The sequence below is a fragment of the Fictibacillus phosphorivorans genome (genome assembly GCF_001629705.1).
GTDB classification, from domain to species: Bacteria; Bacillota; Bacilli; order Bacillales; family Fictibacillaceae; genus Fictibacillus; species Fictibacillus phosphorivorans_A.
Genome location: NZ_CP015378.1, coordinates 2,139,699 through 2,152,798 on the forward strand (window position 1 = coordinate 2,139,699; position 13,100 = coordinate 2,152,798).

At 35.4% G+C, this 13,100-nt stretch carries 18 protein-coding genes; 4 read left to right on the forward strand and 14 right to left on the reverse strand.

Annotated elements, in window-relative coordinates:
- Positions 1–24 precede the first annotated feature (24 nt).
- Positions 25–771, reverse strand: a complete 747-nt coding sequence (locus ABE65_RS10970; protein ID WP_197480289.1) for a class I SAM-dependent methyltransferase — start codon at positions 769–771, stop codon at positions 25–27.
- 207 nt (positions 772–978) lie between these two features.
- Here ABE65_RS10970 and ABE65_RS10975 point away from each other — a divergent pair, with 207 nt between their 5' ends.
- On the forward strand, positions 979–1,359 hold the full coding sequence (locus tag ABE65_RS10975; RefSeq protein WP_066394711.1) for a hypothetical protein: 381 nt from the start codon (positions 979–981) through the stop codon (positions 1,357–1,359).
- Between the two features lie 92 nt (positions 1,360–1,451).
- On the opposite strand, the gene ABE65_RS10980 is transcribed toward ABE65_RS10975, so the two are convergent.
- The 11 genes from ABE65_RS10980 to ABE65_RS11025 form a co-directional block, all read right to left on the reverse strand.
- Entirely contained in the window at positions 1,452–2,225 is a 774-nt protein-coding gene (locus tag ABE65_RS10980) for a TerC family protein (protein ID WP_066394713.1), read from the reverse strand.
- A gap of 346 nt (positions 2,226–2,571) precedes the next feature.
- The gene (locus ABE65_RS10985; protein ID WP_066394718.1) at positions 2,572–3,150 is read right to left on the reverse strand and encodes a PepSY domain-containing protein; all 579 of its coding nucleotides are present in this window, start codon (positions 3,148–3,150) and stop codon (positions 2,572–2,574) included.
- Between the two features lie 140 nt (positions 3,151–3,290).
- Entirely contained in the window at positions 3,291–3,929 is a 639-nt protein-coding gene (locus ABE65_RS10990; protein ID WP_153237094.1) for a PepSY domain-containing protein, read from the reverse strand.
- Between the two features lie 152 nt (positions 3,930–4,081).
- Entirely contained in the window at positions 4,082–5,446 is a 1,365-nt protein-coding gene (locus ABE65_RS10995; protein WP_066394726.1) for a sensor histidine kinase, read from the reverse strand.
- 3 nt (positions 5,447–5,449) lie between these two features.
- Positions 5,450–6,139: a response regulator transcription factor gene (locus tag ABE65_RS11000; protein ID WP_066394728.1), complete on the reverse strand. Its 690-nt coding sequence runs from the start codon at positions 6,137–6,139 to the stop codon at positions 5,450–5,452.
- Positions 6,140–6,313: 174 nt separating this feature from the next.
- The gene (locus ABE65_RS11005; RefSeq protein WP_066394729.1) at positions 6,314–6,832 is read right to left on the reverse strand and encodes a DUF2199 domain-containing protein; all 519 of its coding nucleotides are present in this window, start codon (positions 6,830–6,832) and stop codon (positions 6,314–6,316) included.
- A 33-nt stretch (positions 6,833–6,865) separates the two neighbouring features.
- Complete coding sequence (locus tag ABE65_RS11010; RefSeq protein ID WP_066394730.1) at positions 6,866–7,624, reverse strand: DUF695 domain-containing protein; 759 nt, start codon at positions 7,622–7,624, stop codon at positions 6,866–6,868.
- A gap of 100 nt (positions 7,625–7,724) precedes the next feature.
- Positions 7,725–8,381 carry a GAP family protein gene (locus ABE65_RS11015; protein ID WP_082861385.1) on the reverse strand — a complete coding sequence of 219 codons (657 nt, stop codon included), beginning with the start codon at positions 8,379–8,381 and terminating at the stop codon, positions 7,725–7,727.
- A gap of 25 nt (positions 8,382–8,406) precedes the next feature.
- The gene (locus ABE65_RS11020; RefSeq protein ID WP_066394733.1) at positions 8,407–9,150 is read right to left on the reverse strand and encodes a MerR family transcriptional regulator; all 744 of its coding nucleotides are present in this window, start codon (positions 9,148–9,150) and stop codon (positions 8,407–8,409) included.
- 41 nt (positions 9,151–9,191) lie between these two features.
- Positions 9,192–9,329: a hypothetical protein gene (locus ABE65_RS22050; RefSeq protein ID WP_197480290.1), complete on the reverse strand. Its 138-nt coding sequence runs from the start codon at positions 9,327–9,329 to the stop codon at positions 9,192–9,194.
- A 115-nt stretch (positions 9,330–9,444) separates the two neighbouring features.
- A complete protein-coding gene (locus ABE65_RS11025) occupies positions 9,445–9,915 on the reverse strand; it encodes a DUF4188 domain-containing protein (RefSeq protein WP_066394735.1) in 471 nt (156 codons plus the stop codon).
- 130 nt (positions 9,916–10,045) lie between these two features.
- Here ABE65_RS11025 and ABE65_RS11030 point away from each other — a divergent pair, with 130 nt between their 5' ends.
- Positions 10,046–10,924 carry a M23 family metallopeptidase gene (locus ABE65_RS11030; RefSeq protein ID WP_066394737.1) on the forward strand — a complete coding sequence of 293 codons (879 nt, stop codon included), beginning with the start codon at positions 10,046–10,048 and terminating at the stop codon, positions 10,922–10,924.
- Positions 10,925–11,012: 88 nt separating this feature from the next.
- On the opposite strand, the gene ABE65_RS11035 is transcribed toward ABE65_RS11030, so the two are convergent.
- Positions 11,013–11,351, reverse strand: coding sequence for a hypothetical protein (locus ABE65_RS11035; RefSeq protein ID WP_066394739.1), 339 nt, complete (start codon positions 11,349–11,351; stop codon positions 11,013–11,015).
- Between the two features lie 402 nt (positions 11,352–11,753).
- On the opposite strand from ABE65_RS11035, the gene ABE65_RS11040 reads away from it, so the two are divergent.
- Positions 11,754–12,359 (forward strand): Ger(x)C family spore germination C-terminal domain-containing protein, encoded by a 606-nt coding sequence (locus ABE65_RS11040; protein ID WP_066394740.1) that lies wholly within the window; start codon positions 11,754–11,756, stop codon positions 12,357–12,359.
- A 14-nt stretch (positions 12,360–12,373) separates the two neighbouring features.
- Here the strand turns inward: ABE65_RS11040 and ABE65_RS21520 are convergent, their stop codons facing one another.
- A complete protein-coding gene (locus tag ABE65_RS21520; RefSeq protein WP_197480291.1) occupies positions 12,374–12,550 on the reverse strand; it encodes an aspartyl-phosphate phosphatase Spo0E family protein in 177 nt (58 codons plus the stop codon).
- A gap of 252 nt (positions 12,551–12,802) precedes the next feature.
- Between ABE65_RS21520 and ABE65_RS11045 the strand changes: the two genes are divergently transcribed.
- Complete coding sequence (locus tag ABE65_RS11045; protein WP_066394741.1) at positions 12,803–13,087, forward strand: hypothetical protein; 285 nt, start codon at positions 12,803–12,805, stop codon at positions 13,085–13,087.
- Positions 13,088–13,100 lie beyond the last annotated feature (13 nt).

Consider the following 13,100-nt stretch of genomic DNA (forward strand, 5'->3'; position numbering starts at 1 on the left):
TATTGAACTCCTTTTAAACAGTTATTACTTTTTTGATGCTTTTATAATAAAAGTAGCTGGAACAAGATTTGCTTTTTGAGTGGAATACCACTTCGCGGGATTTTCAGATTGTTCATCTGGTAAGCAAACATCATCTATTACTTTTTCTATCATAAAACCTGCCTCAATTAAAGTATTTATGTAAGTGCTTAACTTCCTGTGATGAATGACGGCTAGATTCTGCCAACCTTCATTATATTCAGGTCCTTCAATAACATAAGATTTGTTAAAGGTAAATGAAGATTCCTCAAACTTCAATCGATCATGAAGCGGATGTTCCCAACTGAAGACAAACGTACCACCAGGTTTTAAATAGTCGTATATATGTGAAAAAGTTCGACTTAGATCTGTCGTCCAACCTAAAGCGTAAATCGAATAAACAATATCAAAATAGCCGATTGGTAACCCTGGGTTTTCTTCCATAGGAGATTCTACTAATTTCACCTCTGCTTGTTGGTCCTTTAAAACCTTTCTGGCCGTCTCGATCTGCTTTGTGCACAGATCTAATCCCCATAATTCTCTAGCCTCTTCTTTCCCCATATATTGTAAAGAATGTCCACTACCACAACCAATATCCAAAACCTTTTTACCGCATATCGAACCAAATAACTTTAGTTGTGCTTCAGTTAATGCAAATGGGCCGTATTCAGGAAGTGCTGTTCGACCGAAAAAGCGTTCGGCTGATATCTCCCACCTTTGTTTATTCATTTTTAATATTTCAGTTGCTTCCACAAGTGTCACGTCCTTTATAAGTCCTTTTCATGTAGATTAGTATTCTGATTTATGAGAATAAGGACTTCAATATAAAAACACGTTAATCCTTCTTGACTTAAAAAAATCGAAAAAAGAATACATACAACGCAGATATAAATAATTCACTTTTAAAACAAGATTTAACATATAATGGAATAAAACGTTGATAGGAAAGGTGAGATATTGATGAATTTAGCAAATAAAGGAGCCGTATGGGTATTAATCATTTTTGCATTCTTTACAATCATTTTTACTTTTGTTGAATTAAATCAACCTTATGAAACACCTGAAGACGCTCAATCTCGATTTGAAATACATATACCACCTCTTTATACCTTTTTAATGATTGGTGCGACTTATATCGTACATAAATGGAACAAAAAGTTGCATCTATTTGCTGGACCATGCTTTATTTTATTAGGTGGCTTTTGGTATCTCTGGATTTTCAGAACCTTTACAACAGGATGGGTTATGATGCAAGGTTTAGTTGGTCTCTTTATTAGTATAATCACTTGCTTTATTCTAGTGATTTTTCATCTGTTTACAATTAGAAAACGAACAAGATAAACTCTCTTGATCATTTATTTTATTTTCATTTAATAAGATAATGGAAATGAAAAAAGTCAGCAGATTATTCCGCTGACTTTCTTGTAATTTGTTTATAAAGATGTTTCATTCTTCTTCGATTTAGCAGGTGCAAACCATCCAAGTAGGGCGATACCCACTAACACACCGTAGAAGATGACAGTCCATACCGTACTGTGTGGAAAATCGTGATCTAACACTCCAATATCATTATGAGCAAGTGTAATAACCGCAAGCTTCACACCTACCCATGCAACGATGGCATAAGCTGTTGTTTCTAAAGCAGGTCGTTGATCTAACAACTGAACAAACCAAGTTGCTGCAAACTTAATCAAGATCAGACCCGCAACTCCTCCAAGAACAACTACGATGAATTGTCCACCGTCCATACCTCCAAAATCACCAAGTGGTGAATCTGGAAGACCTAGTGCAAGGGCAACTGCAGCTAGGATCGAATCGATAGCAAACGCTAAGTCAGCGATCGCGATCTTACCAACTGTCGGCCAGAATCCTTTTCCTTTTGCTTCTTCTTTTACTTCTTCTTGAATCTTTTCGTTTTCTTTACCGAATTTAGCTTGAATGACATGCTTCAAGCCAAGGTACAACAGATAAGCGGCTCCAATCGCTTGGATCTGCCAAACGTTCGCGATAAACGAAATAGCAAAAAGTGCACCGAAACGAAATACGAATGCCATAATTATTCCATAGCTGATCGCTCGTTTTTTCTGATCCTCAGGTAAATGTTTTGCGATAACCGCTAGTACTAGGGCATTGTCAGCAGATAACAATCCTTCCAGACCAATTAAAATTAATAATGCCCATCCGTACTCTAACCAAATTGAATCCATCCACGAATCTCCTTTCAAGTCGTAAAAATAATATGTACTATCCATAGAATGACCATATTAGTCGCAAGATACTCTTTCGAAAAATACTTGCACTACGATGAACGACTCTATACTAAAAAGATTATATATTATTTTTAAAGTTTTTACCTTATTTAATCAAATTTAAAACTTAACAAAGTTAGATGTTTAAAGGGTTTAGAGAGTTTCTAACGGGGTAATGTTTGATGGATTTTTTAAAATGTTTTTTTCAAATAGACAGCCTATTTATTTAGTGCGTTTCTATTTCATAAACGTATAAAAACTAAAAACGAGGCTCCTTAGTTAGGAAGCCTCGGTTTATTACTGATTAGTCGTTGTCCTTCGTATCAACTACAGCTTCACCGGTTACAGCGTCTACATGAACATCAATATCTTTTCCGTCTTTTTGAATTTCGAATTCATACACATAATCATCATCTAGATTCATTTCTTTAACCATTCCTGAAACTTTTTTCAGTGCAATAGCTTGAGCTTGTTCAGCTGTAACCTTTATCTTAGCAGGATCTATCTGGTCATCGCGATCTGAACGTTCATCATCATTAAGAGAATGATTATCTTCCTTATCATCATCGTTGTCATCTTGATCTTTCATAGCTTCTTCCACTTTAGAGATCTTTCCTGTTTCTGCAGCGATATCCAGGTCGTATTCTTTATCTCCATTAAGTACCTCGACCTCATATTTGTTTTTAAGACCATCACGGTCAAGTTCCAACTCAGTGATCGTTCCGCCTTTTGTTTCTTTTAATGCTACTTCTTTTGCTTGTTTTTCAGAAATCAGATTCTTAGCAGCAAAAGCGCTTGGCGTGTTCTCTACATAAGCATATGTTCCTATTCCAATACCACCGACTAATACTGTACCTGCAATGATTTTTGTTTGTTTTTTCATTTGTTGTTTCCTCCTTGTTTTAACTATATCCTTATAATAGACGGGTAAAATGAGAACAAAAGGAAGAGAAAATTAGAAAACGATGAGAAGCTTTGGTGATTTTTCTCAAAAAAATAAGAACGCTCTAAATTAGAGCATTCTTAGTCACGATCTTTCGTTTCCATTGTTACGGAGTTTACCTCACCAGAAAACGCATTTATGATCACTTGTGCTTCTTTCGTTTTCGTTTCGACCTCTACTTCATAAACGATTACACCGTCTTCATCATCTAACTCAATATCCGTAACGGTCCCTTTTACTTCATTTAGTGCGATTTGTCTGGCTTCTTCTTGTGTTATTTTTGTGCTTGGCTGAGCCGGTTCATCTTCATCTCCAGATTCAACCTCGTTTTTACTCTTAATGTCCCCAGTGGCCCTATTAATTTCTAAACGATATATTTTACCTTCGCTACTGACATGAACAACATAGACTCTATTCTCTTTATTAAATTCGGCGGATTTTACTTTTCCGTGTTTGGAAGCTATTTTTTCTGCTTCATCTTTTGTAATGTGTTCCTCTTGAACTTCTTCATTTTCTGTTCGATTCATGTTGAGAATTTCTCCTGAAACCGCATCAGACCAGATCACATAAACACCTTGTTCACTTTTCAGCACTGTTTTGTATTGATGTTTATCATCTCTATTGGTTAATTCTGTAGATAGAATCTCTCCTGGATATTTTGCGCTTACGATTTTGTTCATTTTCTCTTTTTCTAATGTACTGCCTTGGCTTCCGTTCACCCACTCTCTTGATCCGAAAACAAGTAGGAGAATAACGACTATTATTCCAGAAATCACAACTGTTTTTTTGTTAATAGGTATTCCCCCTTTACATGGATTTTCTCATGTTAGAATGAAATCTCCATAAGAATCAGATGAGAAAATGATGAGAATTAACTCTGTTTCACAGGAATCTCCAATGTTACTGTTGTTCCCTTTCCTTCTTCACTCTCTAGATAAAGCTTCCCTTGGTGAGCAGAAACGATTTGTTTTGCGATGGACAAGCCTAACCCTGCTCCACCTGTATCACGGCTCCTAGCTTGGTCTACACGAAAGAATCGATCATAGACTTTATCTAGATTTTCCTTTGTAATTCCGATTCCATAGTCTGTTACGGAGAATCTGACAGAGTTTCCTTGTTTAGTTAACTCCACATTAATAGCTGCCGAACTATACTTAATGGCGTTATCTAAAAGGATGATTAGAACTTGCTTTATTTTTAATGAATCACACTCAACATGAATTTCGACTAAGTTGGAATGAACTTGAATGTCACGGTCGTACGCCTTATTCATATTCTTAGCGGCATTTTTAGCCATTTCAACTAAATCGGATTGTTCGAGTTGAAGATCTACTTGTGATTCATCCCTTGCTAGAATAAGCATTTGTTGTGTTAATTCTTTCATCCTAATGGATTCTGAGTGGATTGCTTCTACAGCTTCTTCTAAAATTTCTGGCCGACTACTTCCCCACCGCTTAAGCATTTTTGCATAGCTTTCAATAACAGTAAGCGGTGTTCTCAGTTCATGAGAAGCATCAGATACGAACTGTTCTTGCTTTTTGTAGTTGTTTTCAAGCAAGTCCATCATATGGTTAAACGTTCTTGCCATCTTATTCAGTTCATCACTCGATTTCTTATTAATCGTAATCCGCTTATACGTCCCACGTCTCTGGTTTTCTTCCATTGTTTTCGTTAAGTTACTGATGGGTACTAAGATCAACCGGCTCAAGAATCGCCCTCCCATGTAAGAAGGAATTAAAATGAGTAAGGTTGCTATGATTAAAACAATTCTTAAGATCTGCAATGTGTTTGGAATAGACGATTCTTTTTCGATCAACTGTAAAGACACAACCTCCCCATCCGTCCAAATAACCGGGTGCTGAGAAACCGTGTAAACCATTCCGTTTAGCGTCTTAACCTCACTGTATTGATTGGGTCTATAAGTTGGCTTGATTTCCTGAACCTTATCATCATCTGTTATTCTCGACGAAGTAGCAGCTACACGGTTATCACCCGTGATAATACGAATCATTGAATCTCCAGGAAGGTAGGCACGCAAAAGTTGTGTCATGTTCATTTTAGTCTCAGTAGATGTTTTTACGGCTTCCGTTAAACTTTCCATCCTTGTCTCTGTACCTTCAAGAGCATTATCATGCAGATTCTTTTGAAACAACAGGTATATGCCGCTATTCGTGACAAGTAAAATAATTAAAAGCCATACCGTTGAAAACAAAGTTATCCGATTCTTTATGTTCATGGGTTACTCCTTCATCGTATAGCCTACTCCACGAATCGTATGAATATAGGGGTGCGAAAAAGTGGAATCTATCTTTTTACGCAGATAACGTATGTAGACATCTACAACATTGGTATCGCCATAATAATCGTAACCCCATACCTTTGATAATATTTGATCACGGTTCAATACCTGGTTTTTATTTCGTATCAAGTAAACAAGAAGATCAAATTCCCTCGGTGTTAATTCAATTAGAGTAGAGTCACGCTTAACTTCCCTCGTTTTTAAATTAACTGTCAGATCACCTAGTTCATAAATTTCGCTATCTTGATCTTCTGTGAAGTGTTTATTCATGCGAAGAAATGCCCGAATTCTAGCCAACAATTCTTCAATTTCAAACGGTTTAGTCACATAATCGTTTGCGCCAAGATCAAGCCCGCTCACTTTATCTGGCAAGGCATCTCTGGCCGTTAATAAAATGATTGGAATATGACTACCAGTCGCTCGGATTCGTCTTAACACCTCTAGCCCGCTTACTTCAGGCAGCATCACATCAAGTAGAATAAGATCCCAGTTGCCTGATTTGAATTTTTCTAATCCTTCCATGCCAGTCGTAGCTGTTTCCGTTTCATATCCTTCATGTTCAAGTTCCAGTTGGATGATTCTTGCAATCTTTTTCTCATCTTCAACAATTAGAATTTTTTCAGCACTCATCGTTGTTCCTCCTAAAAAGAAGCTTGTTAGCATTATTATATAGGAAGTATGTGGCAAGTCCACGAATGATCCCCTTTTGTAAGGAAAGGAATGTAATGAAACGACGAGTGCCAATTAAAAAAGAGACCAGATGAATAAATTTATCGGATCTCTTTCATAAACTTCTCTATAGACTTATTTTCCAAGTTCGCAAAAAAATTGAGCGATTTCTTTAACGCGATCCATCGTAATCCCTTGTGCTTGCTCAATAGATAATGGATGATCTGTAGGCTCGAGCTCAATAAAAGGTCGCAAATTTTGTGAGCAGGTATGTACATTCGTTTTTAAATTTACGGTTTCAGGATACATGGGAAGATGTGTAGATAACCACCCAAACATCGGATTTAATTGTTCACTATTTAGGTCATCCCATTGCTCTAAAGTCAGTTCGAAGTTTTCTTTACTAAGTGATACCCATACACCCCATACAAAAGGTTGATTCGATCCAATAATGGGAATTTCAATACAACCTCTTATGAAGAAATGTTCTCCGTCCATTACACAAAAATCATCAGTAAGTTCAAAATGCTTTTTTCTCTCTCTTCTTGTAGCCTCTTCATAATATACAGGTGCTACAATCCCATAATTTAAGGGGAGTTCATCATGATAATTTCCACAGCATGTGCATTGGTAGCCTCTAACTAAATCTGTCATCATATTGCTCCTCAATTAAGATCACTTAAGATCTTACTTTTTAAGAACAACAGGAGATTCCCACCCGTCATATTCGCCATTATATTTCTGTGCTGTTTCAATTATTAGATATGTAACAGCATCAATCATTTCGTAATCTACACCGTCTTCTCGAGAGATTGTGATGGAAAATGTTCCTTCTTCATTCTTTTCCTGTTCGAAATCCTCCGTTTTAAATCCTTCTTTAATAATGTCTTGTTCAAATGATTTTAGATCTTTTAATGTTTGAAACTCTATCCAATGCTGAATCTCACGGTGGTGCTCTAAGTCGTCATTTTCTTGTTCAAGCAATTCCACTAAATCACGGTTATTCATCTGTTGAAGATGATATTCATTTGGATAAAGGAACTCGTAATAAAATGACCACGGCTCCTCTTCTTCTATACTTGAGATTTCCGTTTCGTATTTATTATTATCAAAAATTGCGAGGGCCTGTTTATCTATAATTTTGACCTGTTTTTCTTTTTTAGCATAATAGAAGAATTCTCGTGTTCCATTCGTAGTTAATCGTCCAACTTGAATGATGTCTTCATCATATAATTTTTCCATTAGATCGTATTCAAGCTCACCAAGTAATTCATCTTCTATTTCCTCAGGGAAACCTAACTCAGTAGACGACTTAACAGTAAGTTTGACTGTAAACAACCAATTGTATTTTTTGATATTAATTTCTTCAGTTACATCCAAATTAACAACAAATGAAGCAAGATTCCCATCCAATTCATCAATATAAAAATTCCAGTTATCAGACATGTGATGACTCCTCCTTTTCTTAAGTATACGAAGGGCAGATCTTTCTATCTATAGTTCTATTTTCCTTATGATTGTTTGATAGTAGAACCAGTGTATTAACTTACAAATAATCCAAACTATTAAAAATCAGTATGATTCCAACGATACACATGACCCATGAAAGAGCTGAACCAGAAGTCTTAATTAATCTTTCACGTAAATTTATTAAAGGTTTATCCATCCATCTACCAAATAAGAGATAAAGAACATATAACAAGACCGGTGGCAAGACCATGATTAAATTGTATCCAGCTAATATAGAAACCCATTCCATGCTTGTGAGATCACTAGTTGATAAAATACTGATCGCAGCAAAGTAAGGAAAAGCGGTTCCTACTTCAATAAGTGCAGTTGATAACCCAAGGATTATGATTGAAATCAATCGTTTAGACTTTGGAGAAGGCAGATCAGCACTTTTCTTTGCGGGAACATAGAAACTAGCAATAAATAAAATCGCTCCAATGATAAAAATGATCCAGCTTATAGTTTGATTTTGAAAAATGTTAGATACACTTTCAAGCAAAGCTGATATTCCTAACATGAGAGAAACACCCACTACAAAATAAAAACCAGCAACGGTTAATAAGTAGAAGAAAATACGGGATGTTCGATTCTCTTTCTCGTTTAAGAGGAGAACTGTAACCCCTATTGTCGCAGGACTCAGCATATCTAATACAGCCAATCCGCCAATTAAAAGAATCAGATCTACAGTCACCAAATCCCCCCTTTATTCTATTCAGATCTTAAGCTTTTTTCTCTATAAAGATTTCATAAGCAGCGTTCATATACTTCAGTACATCTTGGTCTATGGGATATAACCCCAATTGTTCAGATTGCGATTCAGACATACGCACGTCCCAAAGTTTATTTAGAAACTCTATTTCACCACCAAATGTTTCTGTTCTTTTTTCATCCATTCTTCTAATGATATTTTGAACATTCGAACAACTTGGATCCTCATGAATAAACCGCTTCAACTGTCCAATAAGAGCAATCCATTCCAAAGTATCTGGATGGTCGCTAGTCATGTTTGGGATCTTTTTCCACAGCTTTAATTCTCTTTCTTCAAATAATGATTTTCTATATCTTTCTTGAAGTTCTTTATCGTTATTAGCTAATTGCATGACTTTTTGGATGGCGATTTCATTACTCTTATCTTCAATCGCCATTCCGTGAATTAATTCCCTTAGTGTACTCTCTATCTTACTTAGATTTTCTTGCTCTTGCTTTATATAAGAGAGTTGTTTCTTAAGGCTATCTGACCAATCCCAGTCACTAGAATTCAACATATTCTTAATCTCGTTCAAACGATAACCGATTTTCTTCATGAATTGAATTTGCTGTAGCTTCTTCAGGTCAGTATGGGTATATAAACGATGGCCACCTTCTGTTTTGGATGATGATTGCAATAAGCCGATGTGATCATAGTGACGAAGAGTTCTTACAGTAACACCAGTCATCTCACTTACCTTATGAATATGAAGCAATGAATCTCCCCCCTTTAAGATACAACCACAACTGATATTGTTTATTTAATGGAAAAAGCATTCAGCAAGTATCCAGCTCCTAGACCGATAAGCACACCTATCAACGCTTGATCCATCATTAAACCAACACCTGCTCCGATGATAACACACCCATAGATCACAACATCCTCACGTTTCATCTCATCATCCTCTACATATAAGTCATTAATTAAAATTATATAAAATGACGTTACGTCAGTTTCAAGTGTTTATTAAAAAAATAAAAAAGATCTACCCTGTATGGATAGATCTACACTAGTAACTGTTCATTCTTTCTCTAGCACTTTGAGTGTTTTTCGTTACGGAGGCTAACGAAAAGGCTTTTCCAAGTCCTATTCTTGGCATATTGGTATAAATGGCTTCTGCACTCCGCTTTTCAATTTTGTAACTTTCATGAAAGATACCAACACTTCCATCGTCACCTATATTCTTGTTGAATGCTTTCCATGCTTCTAAGTGAGTTCTACCTTGTGCATAAGCTTCCAGTTGATCAAAGCTTTTCCAATATTGAATAAATGTTACTCTTCTCCAACTAAAATGAAATTCTGTATGTAAAAAACCAAGCTCAGGGTTTTGATAAAGTTCTCTTATCATAGGACCCATGGCTTTAAATACAGGTATCCACTTAGAAAATGAAAGGAGCTTATTCACTCGCATCCCAATTACAAAAACTACAAAGTCACCTTCCACCGCTGCCACATGTCTTCCCTTATGAATAGTCTTCAAATTTTACCTCTCCTATTATGTGTTGAAAGTTTTTGTGGATCCTTCTCTAAATTAACATTAATTGGTATTCAGTGGTAAAATAAATGTACTACTATTAAGAAAAGTATTCATTTACTGAGAGGATGGTTTAGTGAACAACATACAACGGTGTATAACAGGAGAAACGTTTGGTGCAAAATTTTTAAAAGGAGAATTTCAATCGATCTATAATCAAACTGCGAGTAATTTTAAAGAAATGATTACGATCGAACAATTCATGGAGTTAACTTCTTCCTTTAATACTGGCGTTCAGAATTATTCGTTGGAATCGGAAACACGGCTTACAGATCATTTAAGACACTATTTATGGCTAGATAACGAAGGAATAAAAGCAATCAGTGTCACTTTCGATCCAGAAGATGTTATACATAGCCTCTTACTTGCGCCTTATGAAACATATCCTGAAACAGACAATCAGCTTTCTAAGAATACTTACATGATGCCAATACAAGATGAATGGTTTGTATTTTGGGGAGGTGCCAATCAATTCATTAATTATCACTATGAGATCGAAGAGCAGCGATACGCTTATGATCTTGTAATTGTAAAGGATGGACATTCCTATAGAGACACTCCAACATCAAATGAGGATTTTTACGCGTTTAATAAAGAAGTAGTAGCTCCATGTGACGGAAGAGTCGTAAAAGTTGTAAACTCTATCGTGGATAACGAACTGGGGTCAACGAATGTTTCTAATCCAGAAGGTAACTATATAATCATTCAACATGCAAACAACGAGTATAGCCTCATCGCTCACTTCAAGCAAAATTCAATTATTGTAGAGGAAGGCCATACAATCAAACAAAATCAGTTAATAGGATTATGCGGAAATTCAGGAAATTCATCTGAGCCTCACATTCATTTTCAAGTCATGTATTCGGACAACCACTACAACGGAAAATCTATCCGAATTCGTTTTCTAGGTGATTATGAACCGATTCAAGGAGATTTCATCAAACCTTCAAATTAACATATCCTTATAAATAACTTCTTGTTTCAGATGGATGAATATTCTCATCCATTTTTTAATTCTTCTATGTAAGAGTAAGAGAAAAGGATTAGCTCAGCTTACTTCTAATCAATTTCTCTAAGCTCGCCACTTTGCCTTGCAGATCATCTATCTCTTTTTGCATTTTATCTTTTTCTTGATCTGATTTAAAATCATCTACTTGTGACTCAAAATCACTTGCCACATCTGAATTAAGCTGTATAATTGCTCCAATTGTAGATACTGCATCTCCTACAGTAGTAATAACTCCTCCGATAATACCTAATATATTTCCTGCATTATTCGGTGGGTTATATTGAAACATATTTGAGCTATTGTTATTGCCATTCTCATTGTCATCTGGAGGTGTATCTGCAGGATATATAAACGGATAACGATTCTTACTCATAAGACTCACTCCAAGGGTAGAAATAGTTTTGACCTCTTATTTTTATGCGTTTTGCTTATAAAATGTACATTGTACAAATATAAGTATGATTTCTTTTTCCTCACTCATACTAAGAACATTGAAGAAGTCTTTGAAAGGGCGATTCTTATGTTCGGAAAAAGTAAAAGCAAATCCCAAAACCATAACATCAAAGAGCATGTAAGTAAATCTCCCTGTGAAAACCTTGGTTATATCGAGAAAAGCTTCAATTACAGCAGTGATTTAAAATCACGTTCTATCTCCATACATAAAAAAACTGGAATCCTCGTTTACTTGGAAACGGTTTGTGACATGGAAAAAATACAGAACAGCGTCTTAATTCCACTCTAAAAAAACAGTGGTGAGAAAATTCCCATCGATCAATTGATTACATCTGTACGATTAGAAAAATCCGAAGACCTTGATTATGGCTTCGATCAAATGGTACGTGGTCACTGTTTATTAATTTTAGAAGAACAAAATTGCATCTATATCTTCAATGCAAGTAAGATAAATGCCCGCTCTCCTGAAGAACCTTCTAATGAAAAAGTAGTAAGAGGTTCACACGCTGGATTTGTGGAGAATCTTGAGAAGTCTCGTCTTGAAAACTATATTAACCTAAGCATACTTGATATAAAACGTGACTTTCATGTTATCGAAAAAAACGGTTCCATTCATGCAAAAATTAAATTGTCCATAAATTTAGGTGTAAACGAATACCCTAAAGACCACTTAGATAATAAGAAAAAACTGAAAGTACTTGATCAGCATATTGAAAATCAGTTTACAACAATTGCAGATCGCACCATTAGTAAGCTGCATGCTGCTAACTGTGATGGCTTAGGTCTTGGATTACGGGTTAAATCAAAGTATCCTGAAATTTGGAAGAAAATGAACTGGAACAACGATTACCCTACTATACCAATTGATGTTGATATTGAATCAACAATCGTAGACAATGGGATTATCAACTATGATAAAAGTCAGTAAAAAAGCTGTATGGCTTATCTTCCTGACTTGTTTTTTAAGTTTTTCTCTTGAATGGTTGTTAAAACTTGGTCAAGCTCTTGACTCTTCTTTACAACATCCGGATTTGTAAGGCTTCCTTTATCAGTGGCTAACTGACTTAATTCTTGTTTCAATTGTAATTCCTTATCTTCAAGTGACCTATCTTTATCCAACTCAAACACCCATTCTTTCTTTCAGTGATTTTTCTTACCTATCCTAATGGTTCACAAGAATATGATCAAATATTCTTATCTCGATTTACGTAAAAGAGATAGAAAAGTTTCTGAATTCAAAACGATATTACTGTAACCACAAAACTAAATATTATTGAACAATTCAGATATTTTATGGTAATATTTATTTATAAAAATAAACAAATTAGTATAAGTATACATACTTTGGAATTCATTTGATGGGGTGACATTATGTCAGTTGTATTAAATAAATTTTACGACAACAAGAAAGGATATTTTCACATCCCTGTTGTATGGCGAGAAGAATTTCAGTTTGAAATTGGAGAAAAAGTAGGCGTTGATGTTAAAGATGGAATCATCATTATTGATAAGATGAACGAAAGACGATTTACCCCGATTATAGGTGTAAAAGGAAGACTCACAATTCCTCTTGAAATCAGACAAGAATTAAAAAGTCATACGTATCAATTAATTGCGATTCAAGAAACTGAACAGTTTATTTTAACTCCTGCTTAAGTAAGAGTTTAAA

Coding starts and splice junctions, on each gene's coding strand:
- ABE65_RS11005 (WP_066394729.1), bottom strand. CDS start 6,832: ATGACAGATTTAGTTAGAGGCTACCAATGCACATGCTGTGGAAATTAT.
- ABE65_RS10985 (WP_066394718.1), bottom strand. CDS start 3,150: ATGAAAAAACAAACAAAAATCATTGCAGGTACAGTATTAGTCGGTGGT.
- ABE65_RS11010 (WP_066394730.1), bottom strand. CDS start 7,624: ATGTCTGATAACTGGAATTTTTATATTGATGAATTGGATGGGAATCTT.
- ABE65_RS10995 (WP_066394726.1), bottom strand. CDS start 5,446: ATGAACATAAAGAATCGGATAACTTTGTTTTCAACGGTATGGCTTTTA.
- ABE65_RS10980 (WP_066394713.1), bottom strand. CDS start 2,225: ATGGATTCAATTTGGTTAGAGTACGGATGGGCATTATTAATTTTAATT.
- ABE65_RS11035 (WP_066394739.1), bottom strand. CDS start 11,351: ATGAGTAAGAATCGTTATCCGTTTATATATCCTGCAGATACACCTCCA.
- ABE65_RS22050 (WP_197480290.1), bottom strand. CDS start 9,329: ATGAAACGTGAGGATGTTGTGATCTATGGGTGTGTTATCATCGGAGCA.
- ABE65_RS11000 (WP_066394728.1), bottom strand. CDS start 6,139: ATGAGTGCTGAAAAAATTCTAATTGTTGAAGATGAGAAAAAGATTGCA.
- ABE65_RS10975 (WP_066394711.1), top strand. CDS start 979: ATGAATTTAGCAAATAAAGGAGCCGTATGGGTATTAATCATTTTTGCA.
- ABE65_RS11045 (WP_066394741.1), top strand. CDS start 12,803: ATGTCAGTTGTATTAAATAAATTTTACGACAACAAGAAAGGATATTTT.